Source organism: Paenibacillus sp. 23TSA30-6 (genome assembly GCF_014858585.1).
Classification (GTDB): Bacteria; Bacillota; Bacilli; order Paenibacillales; family Paenibacillaceae; genus Paenibacillus.
The window spans coordinates 202,246-220,259 of sequence record NZ_SLTL01000002.1 but is presented as its reverse complement, the minus strand read 5'-3'; the positions used below and the strand labels follow the sequence as shown (position 1 = coordinate 220,259).

Sequence of the window (18,014 nt, the reverse complement as noted above, 5' to 3'; positions counted from 1 at the left end):
TTAGGTCCCAACTCTACGAAACTTAGAATATATGACACAAAGCAATTATTTTCTACTTAAGACCTAAGAGAAATGTATAATTATGAAATTTAATTGTCGAAAAAAAGTGAAAAATCTTGTTTTATTGAATCTTACTTTGGAGTAGACGCTGGAAGGAGGAGCTAAATGAATCTGCTGGGTGATATGAGCTTTCAAAAACTTCAGGCAGGTGTTCAGGCGGCAAATACGAGACAACGTGTGATGGCCAACAACATTTCCAATGAGGATACCCCGTATTTTAAGCGTTCAGAGGTCTCATTTGAAGAATTGCTTCAGCAGCAAATGGGTGGCGACGTGACACCATTACGTGGAAAAGTAACCAATGCGAAACATTTTCAAATAGGACCTGCGAACTCCATTCCAGATGCTGTCGTTACCAAAGATGGGTATTCTGTCATGAACAACAATATGAATAACGTGGATATCGACAGAGAAATGAGCCTTATGGCCGAGAATCAACTGAGATATAATACCTACATCCAAGAAATTATTGAACGCATCAAAATGATGAGAACAGCGGTAGAAGGGAGATAGGACCAGGTGAAGATTAACAACGGCTTTGATATCAGCGCATCTGCTCTTACGGCCCAAAGGTTGCGGATGGATGTCATATCAAGTAACATTGCCAACGCAGAGACAACACGGGCAAAAGTGGAGAATGGACAAGCGGTTCCATATCGGAGAAAAACGGTTGTTTTGGAGCCTAACCAATCTCGGTTTGCCGATGTTTTGCAGGCTCAAATGGAAGGAAATGGCACGGGCGCCGCTGGCGTCAAGGTTTCGCAAATACAGGAAGATCAGTCACCTTTGAAGCCTGTGTACAATCCGGGTCACCCGGATGCTGATAAAGATGGCTATGTATATATGCCTAATGTAGACATTATGAAAGAAATGGTAGACATGATTTCCGCAACACGCTCTTACGAAGCCAATGTAACAGCTCTGAATGCATCCAAGGCAATGGTTTCCAAGGCACTTGAAATCGGTCGCTAAGTTCCAGGACTACTAACTACAGAATAGGGAGAGTAAAACATGATCCAGAACGCCATGTTTAATGTACAGACACCGGTAATACAGCAAATTCAATCACCTAACAATGTGTTGACGAAATCAACGCCTTCCGAATCCTTGAAGGATTTTGGTTCGTTCCTAAAGGATGCGCTCAATGAAGTGGGGCAGCAGGAAGCCGCTACACACACGATGTCCGACCAGTTCATGGCAGGAAAAGTTGATGTTGATCAGGTCATGATCACATCCCAACAAGCGCTGCTTTCCCTGCAGCTTACTACTCAGGTCCGAAACAAAGCGATTGAAGCCTATCAGGAGATCATGCGTACACAGATGTAAAGAGGGTCTAGCAAAGTTTCGGATGGGGTGACGGAGTGAACGAGAGAATCGCCCAATATCGGGATAAGATTTCCGGGTATTGGAATAATTTTAGCAAAAAACAGAAGATATTACTTGTTTCGACCTTGGCATTCATCATCATTGCCATTGTAGTGCTAACGATGCAGTTTACCAAAACCGAGTATGAAGTGGCTTTCCGGGATTTAAACGCAAACGATGCTGCCGGGGTCATTAAATATCTCGATTCTGCGGGTATACCGTATCAGCTCAATGCTGGCGGGACGCAAATCGCAGTCCCAACCGCAAACGCGGATAAGGCAAAGGTAGATGTTGGGTCTCAGGGCCTAATTCAGAAGGGTTCAATCGGCATGAGTACCTTTGATCAGTCCTCCTCGGCAATTGGCATGACGGAGAACGAGTTCAATGTGAAGTACAATAACGCATTGAATGGCGAAGTACAGCAACTGTTGGAACGGATGGATGGTGTCCAAAGCTCCAAAGCTGTCATTAATATGCCGAAGGAAAACATTTTTGCCGGGCTTGAAGAAAAAGACAAAGCTTCTGCTTCGATTCAAATGGAATTCGAACCTGGCTTTACGCCAAATCAGCAAGCCATCGACGGATACTTTAATTTGGTAAAGACGGCTGTGCCGAATTTGCCTGTAGAAAACATTACGATCACCAATAAGGAGTATGAACTGATTCCAACGGCCAAGGGCGGTCAAGGAGGTCTCTCCAGTGGTGTTGAGGAAAACATGGCTCTGCAGAAGAAGTTTGAGAGCGATGTAAGGAATAATGTCCAACAATTTTTGTCGAAAATTGTTGGCGAAGACAAAGTGAATGTGCTGGTTATGTCACAGTTAAATTTCGACAAAGTAACCTCGAAAGAACAACTGGTCACACCGGTTGATCAAACGAAAATGAAGGGCATTGAAATCAGCGCCCAGCAAATTCAGGAAAGCTACACTGGCAGTAGTGGACAAACCGGAGGAGTCGCAGGCACAGGAACGCAGGATGTACCTGGTTACCCTGGAGGAAGCAATTCAGGCAACACAAGCTCAGACAAGAGCTCAAGCACAATTAACTACGAAGTTAACCGAATTGCGAAGGATATTATCCAAAGTCCGTACACTGTAAAAGATTTAACCATTAATGTAGCAGTTGAACCACCAACGGGGCAGCAAACTTTGGATGCTGCAACTCAGGCCGCAATCCAAAACATCTTGGTTAATATCGTAAGAGCTTCATTAGCGAATTCCGGCGTTACTATTACAGACGCTGATTTAGCCAAAAAAGTTTCAGTGTTCTCTCAAACCGTACCGGCGCCAGCGAACACCAACACGTTTTTCTCGGCTTCCAACCCTTGGGTATGGGGCATCGGGGCTGCTGTACTGGCACTGTTGGCAGGTGTAATCTTCTTGATTGTACGCGGTCGTCGTAAGCAGCAGGAAGAAGAACTGGAAGAAGATCTGCAACTTATGCCAACCCCGACGGAGTTCCCGTCCATTACCATGGAAAGTGTGACAAATGAAAGTCAAGTGCGTAAACAGCTTGAGAGTCTGGCGAAAAAGAAACCCGACGAATTCGTCAATCTGCTTCGTACATGGCTGGCTGACGAATAGAGGTGAGTTCATTGGCAAAGGCAAGCAGTCAAGGTTTAACGGGAAGACAAAAAGCGGCAATTCTGCTAATCACGATGGGGCCGGAAGTATCTGCTCAAATATTCAAGCATTTGCGTGATGAAGAGATTGAGCAACTTACATTGGAAATCGCCAATGTGAGGAAGGTTGATGCAACGGAAAAAGATTCGATTATGGCTGAGTTTCATCAAATTTGTTTGGCTCAGGAGTACATTTCCCAAGGCGGCATCAATTATGCCAAAGAGATATTGGAAAAGGCACTCGGGTCACAAAAAGCAGTTGAGGTCATTAACCGTCTGACGGCGACGTTGCAGGTGAGACCGTTCGATTTTGCCCGCAAGGCTGATCCAAACCAGATTTTAAACTTTATACAGAATGAAAATCCACAGACGATTGCTCTCGTGCTCTCGTACTTGCAATTTGAGCAGGCGGCAGCGATTCTGTCGTCCCTGCCACAGGAAAAGCAGGCTGATGTGGCCAGACGTGTTGCTGTAATGGACAGCACTTCGCCGGAAGTCATTTCACAAGTGGAACGTGTACTGGAGCAAAAGCTGTCGGCAACCGCGACACAGGATTACACGAATGCGGGCGGTATCGAGTCCATTGTTCAGATTTTGAATGGCGTAGACCGAGGAACCGAGCGTACGATTCTGGACTCGCTTGAAATTCAGGACCCTGAACTGGCCGAAGAAATCAAGAAAAGAATGTTCGTATTCGAGGATATCGTCAATGTGGACAACCGTTCCATTCAACGTATTATCCGCGATATCGACAATGCCGATTTGCAGTTGGCGCTTAAAGTGTCCAGCGAAGAAGTGCGCGATGTGATTTTCCGAAATATGTCGAAACGGATGGCAGAAACCTTCAAAGAGGAAATGGAGTATATGGGACCGGTACGGCTGCGTGATGTGGAAGAAGCGCAGACTCGCATCGTATCGACGATCCGCAGATTGGAAGAGGCCGGTGAGATTATAATCGCACGCGGCGGAGGAGATGACATCATTGTCTAACTTGATCAAATCTTTCCAATATGTGCCTGTTGAAGCTTTGAAAACCATTGATGTGGCACATTCGTATGCGCCTGAAACGTCGGAAGAGGAAGTCACAACTGAACATATGGAGCCGGAACCACAGAGAGATTACGAGACTGAACGGCTTCGGGATGAAATGCTGAATGATGCCAAGGATTTTGCTGAACGGCAGGTTCGTGAGGCGGCTGAAGAAGCGGAACGGATGCTTCAGGAGGCGCAGCAGCAGATAGAAGCCTGGTGGCAGGAACGCCGTGAGCAGGACGAGCAGTTAACAGAGGCCTTAAAGGCTGACGGGTTTCAGCAAGGCTATGAGGAAGGTCAGAAATTGGCTGAGGCTGAGCTTCAGGCGAAATCGGAACAGATGATGGTAGAGGCGCAGGATATTTTGCGTCAGGCTTATGAGACCAAGGAACAACTGATTCAGGAGGCTGAGCCTTTTCTGGTCGAGCTGAGTAGTGCTATTGCTGAGAAAGTCATTGAAAAACAGCTTAGCATAGAGCCGGAATATACAATTGAGCTCATTCGTAATAATCTGGCTCGTAAGCGGGAAAAAGGAACAATTACGTTGTGTGTGTCGCCTCAGCATTTCGCATTTGTGCAAGGAGCGCGCGAAGAATTGTCATTAACTGTCGATTCGCAGGCAGAACTGCAAATTATTCCTGATGGTACTGTGAAGGATCGCGGCTGTGTCATTCGTTCTTCCTTTGGAAGTGTGGATGCGCGGATAGATACACAGCTGGCTGAGATCAAAAAGGAACTGCTGCGTCTGGCACACGAGAACGAGGAGCGAAGACATGAAGGGGCTTAATGCGCAGCGCTACATGGATCATTTGCGACAACTGGACCCGGTTCGGGTAAACGGCAAGGTGACACAGGTTATCGGTTTGATGGTGGAATCGGAAGGTCCAGACGCCAGTATAGGGGACGTCTGTTACATTTATCCGGGTAAAACGACTAAGCCACTGCAAGCGGAGGTCGTAGGCTTTAGAGATAACAAGGTACTTTTGATGCCGCTTGGAGAACTGCAATCCATTGGACCCGGTTGTGATGTCGTAGGAACAGGGAAGCCATTGAACGTACAGGTGGGATCGGAGCTGTTGGGCAAAGTGCTGGACGGTTTGGGCCAACCTCTGGACGGCTCGTTGATTCCCTCACGGATGGCGAGATACTCGACCTTCAACATTCCATCCAATCCACTGAGTCGCCCACGTGTACAGGAGCCGATCAGTATCGGTGTACGGGCCATCGATGGATTGCTTACTATCGGTAAAGGACAGCGGGTCGGTATTTTCGCCGGCTCTGGTGTAGGTAAGAGTACCCTGATGGGAATGATTGCTCGTAATACGGAAGCAGATGTGAACGTAATCGCTCTGATCGGGGAACGTGGACGCGAGGTGCTGGACTTTATTGAACGGGATTTGGGTCCGGAAGGGCTTGAACGTTCAGTAGTCATCGTAGCCACTTCTGACCAACCTGCATTGATCCGCATTAAAGGTGCGCTCATTGCAACGACAATCGCTGAATACTTTCGGGACCGCGGCTTGAACGTCATGCTGATGATGGACTCGGTTACCCGGTATGCAATGGCGCAGCGTGAAGTAGGACTGGCTGTCGGGGAGCCACCAGCGATGAGGGGTTATACCCCTTCCGTATTCGCCAGTTTGCCCAAGTTGCTGGAACGTGCGGGAACCGGGCCAACCGGCTCTATAACCGCCTTTTATACGGTACTGGTTGATGGTGATGACATGAATGAACCCATCGCGGATGCGGTGCGCGGGATCTTGGATGGACACATTGTGCTCAACCGGGGAATTGCGAATAAGGGACATTTTCCTGCGATTGATGTGTTAGCCAGCATTAGCCGGGTCATGAAGGACATTGCACCACGTGATCAGATTGACGCTGCCGAAAATATTAAGCGCCTGATGGCGGTTTATAAAGATTCAGAGGACCTGATTAACATCGGGGCTTATCAGCAGGGTTCGAATGCAGAAATTGACGAATCCATGGAGCGTATACGGGATATATGGGATTTTACAAGGCAAAGAACAGATGAAAAGGCTGAGCTGGACGAGGTACGTGAGCGTTTGATTTCTGAATTTACGAGGAGATGAAGGTTGAACGATGAGATTTCAGTATTCCTTTCAGAAAGTTGTAGACTTGAAAACCAACGAAAAGTCACAGGCCGAATGGTTGCTTTCCAGTGCTGTTGGACAATTGCAGGTTGAGGAGCAAACATTGACACAGCTTGTAGGCGAAAGGAATCGGGTCATATCAGCCATTCAAAAGGCTGCCGAGGATTGCGCGCCGCTCTCTACCATTCAGGAATTACAGGCTTACGTCAACCATCTGGATCAATGTATTACACGCAAGCATAGAGATGTTCAATATGCGCAGCAAAATGTGCAAAGCAAACAAACCGTTTTGACCGATAAAATGCTGGATGAACAAGTTTGGCTGAAAGCGAGAGAGAAGGCCAACGTGAAATTCCAACAGGAAATGCTCCTGCGCGAGCAGAACGAGCTGGATGAAATGGCTTCCGTGAGATTTGCCATGAGAGCCCGGTAAGCGGAAAGTCACAGGATACGCATATCAGCTGCCTGAGGAGGAAGACGATGGCACGGAATTTAGCAGAAAATGAACTGGATATGGATTTGGAAAAAGAGTCAGGTGGGGGATTTGAACGGTTTATGTTTTTCCTGATTCCGATTGTTTTTACAATCGTTCTGGTGGGGGTCCTGCTTACGCTGTTCAACGTGGATTTCAGAAGTGAAATGATTTCATTGGGAAACAAGATTCCAATTGTGAAGAATTGGATTCCCGAACCGAAAGACAAGGTTGCCAAGAGCAAAGAGGCAGATCAGAAAGCCCAGTCCGTAAGCTCTGAAGCAACCATCCAGCAGCTTAAGACAGATTTGGCCAAGCAGACGGAGGAACTCAAAAAGGCTACCGCTGCCAGAACAACTCAGGATAAAAAGGTTACAGAACTGCAAAATCAGGTCAATACGCTACAAACGCAAACGCAACAACAGTCGCAGGACAGTCAGCAGGGACAGCCGGGTACACAAGCGGCAAGCGGAACAGCGAATGAAGACCCATATGTAAAACAGGCTAAAGACCTCGCTTCCATGTATGAAGGAATGACTGCAAGTAAGGCAGCACCGATTATGGCAAACTTGACAACCGAAGAAACGGTGCAACTGCTAAGCTATATGGACCCTGCAAATAGCGCGAAAATTTTACAAAAGATGGATGCTAAAAAAGCAGCCGATATCACTATGGCTTTGAAAAACGTGACACCATCTACTGATTTGTCAGTGGCTGCGTTGCAGTCCCGTCTGAAAAAGGATCAAAGCACTGCAGCGGGGACAACGAGCAAAAGTCTGCAAAACACTCAGATTAGCAGCACATTTGCTTCCATGGACAAGAAAAGCGGTGCCGAACTGATTTTACAAACTTACAAAATTAGTCCGGACAAGGTATTAAACATATTAAATACAGTAGATGATTCGACACGTGCTTCTTTACTGCAAAATATGTCTGCGAAGGACGCTGCACAAACGGCGAAAATTTTAAACAAGCTGATGGGCAGCAAGTGATTTGAATGAAGGGAGGTGAAAAAATAAATGACACTTATTTCTCAAAGTGTATCTCTCAGCAGTTCCAGTCAGACGGCTGGTAGCACAGCTAGTACAGCGACAACCTCAACAGCAGGGACGGCAGCAGCAGGAGCCACAGGCGGTGCTTTTAATCAGACGCTTACGCAAATGATGACTGGCGGGCAAACGGGCTCTACAAGCACAGATGCTGGGAAATCTCCATTAGTTATGGTGATGCCGCTGATTACTGCCGGAGAATCGACAGAAGCTTCAGCAGAGCCGCTTGTTGAGACGTTGGCTCCATTACTGCAAAACCTTGAAAAGTTGGATGATCAGGTAGCGTCTGACCCAGCCTTGTTCGCAGCTCTGCAATCGTGGGTCCAGCAAGTACAGCAGTTATTACAAGGTGACGGTGGTGCACAGGAGCAAACAGACGGTGGGGAAACGAATGCGGCGACAGGCTTAACGGCTTTGGCAGCACATCCGGCTACCATTCGGTTTGCATTACAGGATGCTTTGTCACAGCTTGCAAATGTAGTGAATCAGGCTACGGGAGACCAAAAGGCCCAGATTACACAGTTGCTACAATCGCTTCAAAATACGACAGCTGGTACGGGAGCTATTTCCGATGAGCAGTGGACCGGCGTACTGAAAGCTGTGGAGCTTGCTGATGGCGCAGATTCACAAGCAGTTCAGCCTTCCACGAATCGGGCGAATGGCACTCAGACATTAACGGCTGTTTCTACAGATAAACAGGTTGTTGCTACTGAGCAGCAGACGAGTCAAGGCGGGACAAACCAGCAAGGTGCAGAAGGACAACGTTCATCAGCTAATGTTCATGTTCAAGCCGCAGTTAAAGCAACTCCAACGGATGAAACTGGTGCAGTAGTGGACGTAACCGAGCAGGCTGATCCAGCAGCGACCGACAGTCAAACTCCTGTGATTACGACCGCAGGCCAGCTTTCGGTGCAGACCCAAGGCACAACTCCTTCGGCTCCGGCGCAGCCTGTCGTACATGTGCGACAATTTGCTAAGGAAATGACGGACTTTGTAGTGCAAAAGCTGGATATCGTGAAGCATTCTGGATTAACAGAAGCGACTATTATGCTTCGTCCAGATCATTTGGGACAGCTTGAAGTCAAACTGACGATGCAGAATGGGCACTTGGTTGCCCAGTTCATGACTGAGCACAGCGGAGCTAAAGATTTGCTCGAACAGCAAATGTCACAGTTGCGTGCAAGTCTTCAAAGTCAGGGAATTCAGGTAGATAAGGTGGAAGTAACGCAAAATGAATCACTTTCCTCCCATATGTATCAGGATGGCCGTGGATCAGGTGCAAATCAGCAGCAACAATCCGAGCAACGTTCCAAGTCGCGGAGCAGAGAAGAAGCCGAGGATGCTCTAAAGGTAGCTGAAATGGCGGAAGAACTCCGCAATTGGACAGCAGAACAACGCACAGATGATGTAAATCGGACAGGCTCCTTTACAGCACAAGCGTAGCATGGAGGTGAGAACACAATGACGACTGCGGACAATAATGTATCCACCAGTAACGTCTGGCCGAATTACAACGTGAATAACGTCAAAACGGCAAGCGCCAAGGATACCAAAACGATGGGTAAGGACCAATTTTTGAAAATTTTGATTACCCAGCTCCAAAACCAGGACCCAATGCAGCCTCTGGAAGATAAGGAATTTATCGCGCAAATGGCGCAATTTTCTTCCGTGGAGCAGTTGATGAACATTTCTACCCAGTTGAATACGTTGGGACAGTCTTTAGGAATATCCTCCGGTTTGATTGGAAAAGAAGTCAGCTGGATCGAGGCAGGTAAGAAGGATTCAATTACGGGTGAAACGGGCGCAGGTGCGGTGAAAAGTGGAATCGTGGATTCCATCGTTATTCGTGACGGTGTACAGTATGCCGAAATCGGAAAGTCAGAGGTAGCCCTGAAAGATGTGACATCGGTAAGCCAGGCTCAAACAGCGGCTTCCTCGGCAGGGACATCGGATACTACAACTTCTTCCTCTACTGGAAGTGGTGAGACACATGAATGACCGGATAACGGTCGGACGTCTTTTTCCCGCCAATGTTCCTCCGGCAGCAATCTCGCAGAACCGGGTAAATCCGGTACCGAAGGATGGTAGGCCATTCGGACAGGTGTTGCAGGATCAAGTACTCAAGCTGAGCAATCATGCAGCAAAGCGTTTGGAGCAGCGGGGGATAGAACTGAGAAGTGACCAGATGGCGAAGATTAACTCCGCTGTGGATAAAGCAGCTGCCAAAGGCGCCAAAGAATCATTGATTTTAATGCAGGATATGGCGTTGATCGTAAGTGTGCCCAACCGGACAGTAGTTACTGCGATGGATAAGCAATCCATGCAGGATAACGTATTTACGCAAATTGATAGTGCCGTTATTATTTCATAGAAAATTTAGCAAGAAGTGGCTGGCCCGAGCAGGAAAGCCATGAAGAAGCCGCGGATCGACTGATGCGGTTAATCGAGCAAGCATTCAGAGGAGGATTTATACTCAATGTTGAGATCAATGTATTCGGGTGTATCGGGTATGAAGGGCTTTCAAACAAAGCTGGACGTTATCGGTAACAACATTGCAAACGTAAATACAACAGGCTTCAAGTCCAGCCGTGTCATGTTCAAGGATATTTTGAGCCAAACGAGTTCGGGCGCAAGTGCGCCGGACGGAACGACTACTGCGGGACAAAATGCCAAGCAGGTCGGTTTAGGGGTATCGGTCAGTTCGATTGATACACTTCATCTTCCAGGTAGTGCCATGACTACGAACAATCCGACAGATTTGCGGATTAACGGTGACGGATTTTTCCTGGTCAAAATGAATGATGCACAGGAAGTTCCTTATCTGACTCGCGCGGGTGATTTTCACGTGGACGCAAACCGGAATTTGGTTACCTCAGATGGCTTTTTCGTAGGAGATGCGGGTGGAGATCCAATCACACTGGCTGACAATGTGACATCGTTCTCTATCTCGCAGGACGGTACGATTGTACAGCAATTGGATGATGGCACCGTAGACAATGGCACGCAAATTGGTATAGCCAGAGTGACAAACCCCGAAGGCTTGGAGAAAATCGGAGGTAGCTTGTACCGTACCACGGTTAACTCCAACATTGATGCACTTGAGCCTGGAGTAGCTAATTCGGAGGGCCGGGGCGCTATCATCGCGGGTCAACTGGAAATGTCCAACGTCGATTTGACAGGTGAATTTACCGAAATGATCGTAGCTCAGCGCGGTTTCCAGGCGAACTCGCGTATCATTACGACCTCGGATGAAGTGCTTCAGGAAGTTGTAAACTTGAAACGATAATCGCATCTAAACGCGGGGGAGTAAAGGCTCCCCCGTACCTATCAGGAGGATGGTGTTACGATGATCCCGTTAACGCGGCTAAACGGCTCGCCTATGTGGCTTAATGCTCTGCTCATTGAGACTGTGGAGGAAACGCCGGATACATACGTCACATTAGTGACGGGGAAACGGTTGATTGTATTGGAAAAAGCGGCAGATGTCGTCTCCTTGATCAAGGGTTACAGCCGTGAAATCGGCATACATGCCGCCACGATAAAAGTGCAACAAATGGAGGAAGACGAATGAAAAAGATGCTGCCATGGCTCATTACAATTTTACTCGCGATCACTTTGATTGCAGGTGCGGCCTTTGTACTTGTACCAGCGCTTAGCGGGAAAAAGTCGGAAGCCACTCCAAATGCGCAAGCCGCTCAAGCAGAACAGCTTCCCCGACTGTCAGCAGATGAATTGGTGGAAGTGAGTTCTGAAATTACTGGTATCAAAACCAATCTGGCAGACGCTGATTATATTGTCCAGATGAATCTTGCTTTTCAATTAAACGATGCCAAAGCAAAGGAATCTTTTGAAAAAATCAAGGACATCAGTATCAAGCCAATCGTTATTCAATTACTTGCAGACACCAAGCCTGATGAGCTCAGAACAGCCAAAGGCCGAGACCAGTTCAGTGACAAGCTGACGGATCTCATCAACAAGTCGCTCCCTGAAGGTCACCTGGGGAACGCCAAAATTACAGACTTTTTGCTGGCAGCCATTTGATTCCAGGTGAACTTGTCTGAACATGTAAGGGGGTGAATAACATTGGTGGATGTAATGTCGCAAGGGGAAATTGATGCCCTTTTAGCAGCTCTCTCGTCCGGTGAAATGGATGCGGAAGAACTTAAAAAGGAAGATACCCAAAAGAAAGTTCGCGCTTACGACTTCAAAAGAGCGCTTCGGTTTTCTAAGGATCACATTCGGAGTCTGACGCGGATACACGAAAATTTTGCACGGTATCTGACCACTTATTTTTCAGCACAGCTCCGGACGTTTGTCCAAATTAATGTCGTTCAGGTGGAGCAGCTTCCTTATGATGAATTCATTCGCTCCATTCCGAAAATGACCATTTTGAACATTTTTGAAGCCGAGCCGCTGGAAGGACGTATGGTGCTTGAGGTTCACCCGAACGTAGCTTTTGCAATGCTGGACAGGCTTCTCGGAGGGACCGGATCAGCGCCGTCCAAGGTTAACGCATTGACAGAAATTGAGACGACAATCATGGAGCGGATTTTTAGTCGTACCTTTGACAGCCTGCAAGAGGCCTGGAAAACGGTATTGGATATTGAACCGCGTTTGGAGGCAATGGAAACCAATCCGCAGTTTATGCAGATTGTTTCACCCAATGAAACGATTGCCCTAATCTCGCTTAGTACTAAAATTGGCGATACCACAGGGATGATTAACCTTTGTATCCCGCACGTGGTATTGGAGCCGATTATGGCTAGGTTGTCGACGCACCAGTGGTTTACATCCGAAAAGAAATCAAGGGCGCCTGAAGAGATTGACGCCTTGAGATTACGGGTCACGAAAGCACAGCTTCCCATTATTGCCGAGCTAGGTGAATCCCGAATAAATGTGGCCGAGTTTTTAGGCCTTTCGGTGGGGGATGTCATTTCATTGAACAAACCCGTCAAGGAAGGGCTCTCCATCCGGGTGGGCGAAAAACTGAAATTTTTTGGAAGTCCCGGCATGGTAAAAGATCGTGTTGCCGTACAGATTGATGAAATTGTCAGCGAAGGAGTTGAAGAAATTGACGAGTAAAGACTATTTGTCCCAGGAGGAAATTGATGCCCTGCTGAAACAGTCGGAGGCGGGCACGGATTCTACTCCCGCCAACAAGACCGTTGACGATTTTCTGACTCCTCTGGAGCAGGATGCTCTCGGGGAGATCGGTAATATTACGTTCGGCAGCGCAGCGACAGCTCTTTCCACACTGCTCGGTCAAAAGGTTGATATTACGACCCCTAAAGTTTCAATTATTACCCGCTCTGAATTCGAAACAGCATTTCCTAAGCCGCACGTAGCAGTACATGTGAATTATGTAGATGGATTTGAGGGTATTAACTCGCTCGTGATCAAAAAGCGTGATGCCCAGGTCATAGCGGATTTGATGCTTGGCGGTGAAGGAAATCCGGTAGATGAAGAATTGAATGAAATTCATATCAGCGCTGTGCAGGAAGCGATGAACCAGATGATGGGCTCGTCGGCAACCTCAATGTCTACCATGTTTAACCGTTTTGTTAATATTTCTCCGCCTGGAATTGATATTTTGGATCCAATGCATGGTGATGGAGTATCCAGCCTGCCAGATGAACAGACGCTGATTACAGTATCCTTCCGTTTGTTGATCGGTGACCTGATTGACTCTACATTGATGCAACTGTTGCCTGTGCATTTCGCCAAAAAGATGGTGAGCATTCTAATGAATGGCGGAGAGGATGACGAGCAACCGCAAGCGTCCGCTCAGCAAGTAGCAGCAACGGCTGCTCCAGAAGTGCCACAACAAACCGAGATTCCGCAACAGCAACCCGCACCAACGTATCAACAGCCACCGGTAGCCGCACAGGTGCCCGTACAGCCGCCGCAGGATGCAGGTTCAGGTTATGGACAGCAACCGCCTATGTACCCTCAAGACCCGGGATACGGTCAGCAGGGAGCGCCAGGTTATGGAATGCCTGGAGGTGTACCACCACAGGCCCCTTATGGAGCGCCTCATCATTATGGTTCGATACCGGGACGAAATGTAAATGTGCAGCCTGTACAATTTTCAAACTTGCAATCCGGTGCATTTGCGCAAGTGGATGAAAACAATTTAAATTTATTGATGGACATTCCCCTTAGAGTCACCGTAGAATTAGGAAGGACCCAAAAGCAAATTAAAGATATTCTAGAGCTCTCACAAGGTTCAATTATTGAACTGGACAAGCTTGCCGGGGAGCCGGTGGACATTCTGGTTAACAACAAACTGATTGCCAAAGGCGAGGTTGTCGTAATTGACGAGAACTTCGGCGTGCGTGTGACGGATATTGTAAGCCAATGGGACCGTATTCAGAAATTACAATAATAGCATAATTTAGGGAGGATTTATTTCAGATGGCAAACCGTATTTTGATCGTGGACGATGCTGCATTTATGAGAATGATGATTCGGGACATCCTGTCCAAAAATGGATATGAAGTAGTAGGAGAGGCCCAGGATGGATCACAGGCTATTGAAAAATTCAAGGAGCTTCGTCCGGACCTGATTACGATGGATATTACGATGCCCGAAATGGACGGCATTGCCGCTCTGAAGGAAATCAAAAAAATTGACGCGAACGCAAAGGTCATCATGTGCTCCGCGATGGGTCAGCAAGCAATGGTTATTGATGCCATCCAAGCAGGCGCAAAAGATTTTATCGTTAAGCCTTTCCAATCGGATCGGGTTATCGAAGCCATCAACAAAACATTGGGTGTGTAAGGCGCATCCGCTATGGATACAAAACAGGGTGCCTCTGACGCATTGAGTACATCCAGCAATATAGGCAACATTGCCTGGGTCCTTTTCGTGCTGATCTTTATCATCGTACTTATCGTGTACTTGATACGGTTTTTGAGTAAAAGAAATCAGAGCTGGTTCAGCAACCGCTCCGTTCGCATACTGGGAGGCGTGGGGCTGGGCCCTAACAAATCCCTTCAGCTTGTTGAAGTTGGTAGCAGTGTGTATCTCATTGGTGTGGGAGAAGATATCCGGCTTGTTGACAAAGTATCCGATCCTGAAGAAGTGGAGCAAATTTTGGCCGCACTGGAGCAGGAAGCTTCTCTGCAGCGCGGCCCGATTGCCCCGCTATTCGCTAAAATTGCGGGTAAGCTTCGCCGGAACACCGCGGCACAGCAGCAGCCTGAAGAGGAAACGTCTTTTCACGAGATGTTCGAATCCAAGCTTCGGCAAATGCCGAATCGCAAGGATAAACTCGAAAAGCTGCGCAATGAGGAGAATACTACAGATCGGTCGGGAGATTCATGAGAAAAAAGATTATACTTGCATGTTTGCTGCTCGTCTTGTTCAGCTTCATTTCGGTGACGGCGGCCTCTGCGGAACCGATCCCGAACATTGATATACAAGTCGGCAACTCGGACAAAGGACAGCCCGGTGCCACCTCGCTGTCTATTATTTTACTTATTACTGTCATCAGTGTAGCGCCCGCTTTGCTTGTGCTTATGACGAGCTTTACGCGAATCGTGATCGTGCTGGGCTTTGTTCGCACCTCGCTGGGGACCCAGCAGATGCCGCCTAACCAGGTGCTTGTCGGACTGGCCTTGTTTCTTACCTTATTTATAATGGCCCCGACGTTCTCCGCTATGAACGAGACTGCGCTCCAGCCGTATCTCAAGGGGGATTTAACGCAATCTCAGGCGCTGGACAAGGCTGCGGTACCAATCAAGACCTTTATGTTCTCTCATACACGGGAGAAGGATCTACTGCTCTTTATGAAATACACCAAGATGGAAAAACCGAAAAACTATCAGGATATCCCATTAACGGTGATGGTTCCGGCTTACGCTATCAGTGAGTTAAAGACAGCATTTCAGATGGGCTTCATGATATTTATACCGTTTTTGGTCATTGACATTGTGGTGGCGAGTACGCTCATGGCTATGGGGATGATGATGCTGCCGCCGGTGATGATTTCGCTTCCTTTTAAAATACTGCTGTTTGTGCTCGTAGACGGTTGGTATCTGGTCGTCAAATCATTGCTTCTAAGCTTTAACACATGAATATTTCCCACAGGGACAGCAATCAAGGAGGACGGCAATGACTTCGGAGTTTATTATTTCCCTTGCCGGACAAGCGGTGTACACAGTGCTTAAAGTTAGCGCTCCGATGCTGATTTTGGGACTGGTCGTCGGTTTGATTATCAGTATTTTTCAGGCGACAACCCAAATTCAGGAGCAGACTTTGGCATTTGTTCCGAAGATTGTCGCCGTATTACTGGCATTGCTCTTGTTCGGACCATGGATATTGACGACATTAGTGGATTTTACGTTTAACATTCTGGACAATTTGTACAAATATATAGGTTAGGCTGAAGTTATGGACATGTTGTTACAGAGTTTTCCTGTTTTTTTGCTGATTTTTTGTCGGATTACCTCGTTTTTTGTAGTAGCGCCTATTTTTTCAACCCGAGGAGTACCTAATATCTTTAAGGTTGGTATATCGGGATTTCTCGCATTGATCGTGTATCTCACTTATGGTACGCATCAGCAAGTACCGACGGATGCAGCGTATGTGCTGTTGGTGGGTCGCGAGGTGTTGATTGGGTTATTGCTGGGTTTTACCGCTTATTTATTCATGACAGCGATCCAAACCGCAGGTTCCTTTATTGATCTTCAGGTAGGTTTCGGGATGGCCAGTGTGTTTGACCCGATGACAGGAGCTTCGTCGCCTTTAACGGGGAATTTCAAGTTTGCGATAGCCGTGTTGCTCTTTTTAAGCTTAAACGGGCATCATCACCTGATAAACGCTATTTTATACAGCTATGATTGGGTGCCGCTGACGAATGATTTTTTTGTAAAGCTGTATGGAGGCAGTGTGACGGAATTTCTGATCCGTTCCTTTGCTGAATCTTTTATGCTGGCTTTTCAAATTGCTGCTCCTATAGTAGTAGCTACTTTTTTAACGGATGTGGGACTCGGATTTTTGGCTAAAACGGCTCCGCAGTTTAACATTTTTGTCATTGGTGTGCCGCTCAAAATTATTGTGGGACTGTTCATGTTATTGCTTCTTATGCCGAGTTTTGCTTTTATCTTTGAAAAATTGTTTACTGTGATGTTCGAATCCATGCGCAACTTGTTGGATATTATGGGTAACCGTCCTTAATGTCTGGTTTGGGGGAACGTAGTTTGTCATTTAAATATGCTATGAACCTGCAGTTGTTCTCAGGGGAAAAAACGGAAAAAGCCACACCCAAAAAGAAACAGGATGCCAGGCAAAAAGGGCAGGTTGCCAAAAGTATGGAGTTGCCCGCAGCGGGTGTCCTGCTGGTCACGTTTTTCTGTCTTATGATTTTCGGCGGGTATTTCAAGGATCATGCAGTTCGCTTGTTTCGGGATATTTTTGTAAACCGGTTATCGATGGAGGTAACGCCGAACACGACAATGCTGATGATGGGTGAGTATGGCGTGCAAATCATGATTATGCTGGCGCCTATTTTTATTGGGGCCATTGTCATCGGGGTAGCTGCGAATTACATGCAGATCGGTTTCTTGTTAACTGGAGAGGGGATTACGCCCAAGTTTAGCAAGATTGACCCGATTAAAGGATTTAAAAATATTTTTTCCATGCGGTCACTGGTTGAATTCCTGAAATCTGTTTTAAAAATGACCGTGATCGGTTATCTGGTGTACAGCGTGCTGTGGAAAACAAAAGCAGACTTACCCAAGCTGGCCGAAATGTCCGGTGACCAAATGTTGAACTTTACGGCTTCATTAACAATGGAGCTGGGACTCAAAATTGGTGTGGTTCTGTTCGTTTTAGCAGTATTGGATTATATGTATCAACGCTATGAGCATGAGAAAAATCTGAAAATGTCCAAACAGGACATCAAGGATGAATACAAGAAAATGGAGGGTGACCCGCTGATCAAAGGGAAAATTCGCGAACGGCAGCGCCGAATGGCTATGCAGCGCATGATGCAGGAAGTTCCCAATGCAGATGTCATCATTACCAACCCTACGCACTTTGCTGTGGCTTTGAAATATGACGGTTCGGAGATGGAGGCGCCGCAGATTATTGCGAAAGGGCAAGATTACGTAGCGCTCCGAATTAAGGAAATTGCCAAGCAAAACGGCGTTATAACGATGGAAAACAAGCCGCTGGCACGGGCGCTGTTTCAAAGAGCCGAAATCGGGGATGCGATTCCAGCCGATCTGTTCCAGGCTGTTGCCGAAGTGCTGGCGTATGTATATAAATTAAAAGGTAAAGTGAAATAAAGGGATCGG

Annotated in this window: 23 protein-coding genes; all 23 read left to right on the top strand. The window is 47.2% G+C overall.

Annotation, left to right across the window (positions count from 1 at the left end):
- Positions 1–165: 165 nt before the first annotated feature.
- Positions 166–573, top strand: a complete 408-nt coding sequence (gene flgB, locus E0698_RS02855; RefSeq protein ID WP_134910154.1) for a flagellar basal body rod protein FlgB — start codon at positions 166–168, stop codon at positions 571–573.
- Between the two features lie 6 nt (positions 574–579).
- Positions 580–1,032, top strand: coding sequence for a flagellar basal body rod protein FlgC (flgC, locus tag E0698_RS02850; RefSeq protein ID WP_014281074.1), 453 nt, complete (start codon positions 580–582; stop codon positions 1,030–1,032).
- Between the two features lie 39 nt (positions 1,033–1,071).
- Entirely contained in the window at positions 1,072–1,386 is a 315-nt protein-coding gene (fliE, locus tag E0698_RS02845; protein WP_134910149.1) for a flagellar hook-basal body complex protein FliE, read from the top strand.
- Positions 1,387–1,421: 35 nt separating this feature from the next.
- Positions 1,422–3,008 (top strand): flagellar basal-body MS-ring/collar protein FliF, encoded by a 1,587-nt coding sequence (fliF, locus tag E0698_RS02840; protein ID WP_192510533.1) that lies wholly within the window; start codon positions 1,422–1,424, stop codon positions 3,006–3,008.
- A gap of 11 nt (positions 3,009–3,019) precedes the next feature.
- A complete protein-coding gene (fliG, locus tag E0698_RS02835) occupies positions 3,020–4,036 on the top strand; it encodes a flagellar motor switch protein FliG (protein ID WP_025684924.1) in 1,017 nt (338 codons plus the stop codon).
- Positions 4,029–4,865, top strand: a complete 837-nt coding sequence (locus E0698_RS02830; RefSeq protein WP_134910145.1) for a FliH/SctL family protein — start codon at positions 4,029–4,031, stop codon at positions 4,863–4,865. The genes fliG and E0698_RS02830 overlap by 8 nt, the downstream gene beginning before the upstream one ends.
- A complete protein-coding gene (gene fliI, locus E0698_RS02825) occupies positions 4,852–6,171 on the top strand; it encodes a flagellar protein export ATPase FliI (protein WP_134910143.1) in 1,320 nt (439 codons plus the stop codon). The genes E0698_RS02830 and fliI overlap by 14 nt, the downstream gene beginning before the upstream one ends.
- 10 nt (positions 6,172–6,181) lie before the next feature.
- Positions 6,182–6,625 carry a flagellar export protein FliJ gene (fliJ, locus tag E0698_RS02820; RefSeq protein ID WP_149095824.1) on the top strand — a complete coding sequence of 148 codons (444 nt, stop codon included), beginning with the start codon at positions 6,182–6,184 and terminating at the stop codon, positions 6,623–6,625.
- Positions 6,626–6,672: 47 nt separating this feature from the next.
- On the top strand, positions 6,673–7,656 hold the full coding sequence (locus E0698_RS02815) for a magnesium transporter MgtE N-terminal domain-containing protein (protein ID WP_192510532.1): 984 nt from the start codon (positions 6,673–6,675) through the stop codon (positions 7,654–7,656).
- 27 nt (positions 7,657–7,683) lie between these two features.
- Complete coding sequence (locus E0698_RS02810) at positions 7,684–9,156, top strand: flagellar hook-length control protein FliK (protein WP_192510531.1); 1,473 nt, start codon at positions 7,684–7,686, stop codon at positions 9,154–9,156.
- 18 nt (positions 9,157–9,174) lie between these two features.
- Positions 9,175–9,711, top strand: coding sequence for a flagellar hook capping FlgD N-terminal domain-containing protein (locus E0698_RS02805; RefSeq protein ID WP_192510530.1), 537 nt, complete (start codon positions 9,175–9,177; stop codon positions 9,709–9,711).
- A complete protein-coding gene (locus E0698_RS02800; RefSeq protein WP_134910133.1) occupies positions 9,704–10,084 on the top strand; it encodes a TIGR02530 family flagellar biosynthesis protein in 381 nt (126 codons plus the stop codon). The genes E0698_RS02805 and E0698_RS02800 overlap by 8 nt, the downstream gene beginning before the upstream one ends.
- A gap of 105 nt (positions 10,085–10,189) precedes the next feature.
- A complete protein-coding gene (flgG, locus tag E0698_RS02795; RefSeq protein WP_134910131.1) occupies positions 10,190–10,999 on the top strand; it encodes a flagellar basal body rod protein FlgG in 810 nt (269 codons plus the stop codon).
- 60 nt (positions 11,000–11,059) lie between these two features.
- Complete coding sequence (locus E0698_RS02790) at positions 11,060–11,284, top strand: flagellar FlbD family protein (RefSeq protein ID WP_014281086.1); 225 nt, start codon at positions 11,060–11,062, stop codon at positions 11,282–11,284.
- Positions 11,281–11,754, top strand: coding sequence for a flagellar basal body-associated FliL family protein (locus tag E0698_RS02785; protein WP_025684933.1), 474 nt, complete (start codon positions 11,281–11,283; stop codon positions 11,752–11,754). The genes E0698_RS02790 and E0698_RS02785 overlap by 4 nt, the downstream gene beginning before the upstream one ends.
- A gap of 42 nt (positions 11,755–11,796) precedes the next feature.
- The gene (fliM, locus tag E0698_RS02780) at positions 11,797–12,795 is read left to right on the top strand and encodes a flagellar motor switch protein FliM (RefSeq protein ID WP_192510529.1); all 999 of its coding nucleotides are present in this window, start codon (positions 11,797–11,799) and stop codon (positions 12,793–12,795) included.
- The gene (gene fliY, locus E0698_RS02775; RefSeq protein ID WP_192510528.1) at positions 12,785–14,098 is read left to right on the top strand and encodes a flagellar motor switch phosphatase FliY; all 1,314 of its coding nucleotides are present in this window, start codon (positions 12,785–12,787) and stop codon (positions 14,096–14,098) included. The genes fliM and fliY overlap by 11 nt, the downstream gene beginning before the upstream one ends.
- Before the next feature lie 29 nt (positions 14,099–14,127).
- Positions 14,128–14,493, top strand: coding sequence for a response regulator (locus E0698_RS02770; protein ID WP_014281090.1), 366 nt, complete (start codon positions 14,128–14,130; stop codon positions 14,491–14,493).
- Positions 14,494–14,505: 12 nt separating this feature from the next.
- Complete coding sequence (locus E0698_RS02765; protein ID WP_134910123.1) at positions 14,506–15,039, top strand: flagellar biosynthetic protein FliO; 534 nt, start codon at positions 14,506–14,508, stop codon at positions 15,037–15,039.
- Positions 15,036–15,791 carry a flagellar type III secretion system pore protein FliP gene (gene fliP / locus E0698_RS02760; protein WP_134910122.1) on the top strand — a complete coding sequence of 252 codons (756 nt, stop codon included), beginning with the start codon at positions 15,036–15,038 and terminating at the stop codon, positions 15,789–15,791. Before E0698_RS02765 ends, fliP begins: the two co-directional genes overlap by 4 nt.
- A 37-nt stretch (positions 15,792–15,828) precedes the next feature.
- Entirely contained in the window at positions 15,829–16,098 is a 270-nt protein-coding gene (gene fliQ, locus E0698_RS02755; protein WP_014281093.1) for a flagellar biosynthesis protein FliQ, read from the top strand.
- Between the two features lie 9 nt (positions 16,099–16,107).
- Entirely contained in the window at positions 16,108–16,893 is a 786-nt protein-coding gene (gene fliR, locus E0698_RS02750; RefSeq protein WP_044644860.1) for a flagellar biosynthetic protein FliR, read from the top strand.
- Positions 16,893–18,005: a flagellar biosynthesis protein FlhB gene (gene flhB / locus E0698_RS02745; RefSeq protein WP_192510527.1), complete on the top strand. Its 1,113-nt coding sequence runs from the start codon at positions 16,893–16,895 to the stop codon at positions 18,003–18,005. The genes fliR and flhB overlap by 1 nt, the downstream gene beginning before the upstream one ends.
- Positions 18,006–18,014 lie beyond the last annotated feature (9 nt).

Bases quoted from the DNA above. Each gene is read 5' to 3' on its own strand.
- flgB (WP_134910154.1), top strand. From the start codon at position 166: ATGAATCTGCTGGGTGATATGAGCTTTCAAAAACTTCAGGCAGGTGTT.
- fliE (WP_134910149.1), top strand. From the start codon at position 1,072: ATGATCCAGAACGCCATGTTTAATGTACAGACACCGGTAATACAGCAA.
- fliI (WP_134910143.1), top strand. From the start codon at position 4,852: ATGAAGGGGCTTAATGCGCAGCGCTACATGGATCATTTGCGACAACTG.
- fliJ (WP_149095824.1), top strand. From the start codon at position 6,182: ATGAGATTTCAGTATTCCTTTCAGAAAGTTGTAGACTTGAAAACCAAC.
- E0698_RS02815 (WP_192510532.1), top strand. From the start codon at position 6,673: ATGGCACGGAATTTAGCAGAAAATGAACTGGATATGGATTTGGAAAAA.
- E0698_RS02810 (WP_192510531.1), top strand. From the start codon at position 7,684: ATGACACTTATTTCTCAAAGTGTATCTCTCAGCAGTTCCAGTCAGACG.
- E0698_RS02805 (WP_192510530.1), top strand. From the start codon at position 9,175: ATGACGACTGCGGACAATAATGTATCCACCAGTAACGTCTGGCCGAAT.
- E0698_RS02800 (WP_134910133.1), top strand. From the start codon at position 9,704: ATGAATGACCGGATAACGGTCGGACGTCTTTTTCCCGCCAATGTTCCT.
- flgG (WP_134910131.1), top strand. From the start codon at position 10,190: ATGTTGAGATCAATGTATTCGGGTGTATCGGGTATGAAGGGCTTTCAA.
- E0698_RS02790 (WP_014281086.1), top strand. From the start codon at position 11,060: ATGATCCCGTTAACGCGGCTAAACGGCTCGCCTATGTGGCTTAATGCT.
- E0698_RS02785 (WP_025684933.1), top strand. From the start codon at position 11,281: ATGAAAAAGATGCTGCCATGGCTCATTACAATTTTACTCGCGATCACT.
- E0698_RS02770 (WP_014281090.1), top strand. From the start codon at position 14,128: ATGGCAAACCGTATTTTGATCGTGGACGATGCTGCATTTATGAGAATG.
- E0698_RS02765 (WP_134910123.1), top strand. From the start codon at position 14,506: ATGGATACAAAACAGGGTGCCTCTGACGCATTGAGTACATCCAGCAAT.
- fliP (WP_134910122.1), top strand. From the start codon at position 15,036: ATGAGAAAAAAGATTATACTTGCATGTTTGCTGCTCGTCTTGTTCAGC.
- fliQ (WP_014281093.1), top strand. From the start codon at position 15,829: ATGACTTCGGAGTTTATTATTTCCCTTGCCGGACAAGCGGTGTACACA.
- fliR (WP_044644860.1), top strand. From the start codon at position 16,108: ATGGACATGTTGTTACAGAGTTTTCCTGTTTTTTTGCTGATTTTTTGT.
- flhB (WP_192510527.1), top strand. From the start codon at position 16,893: ATGTCTGGTTTGGGGGAACGTAGTTTGTCATTTAAATATGCTATGAAC.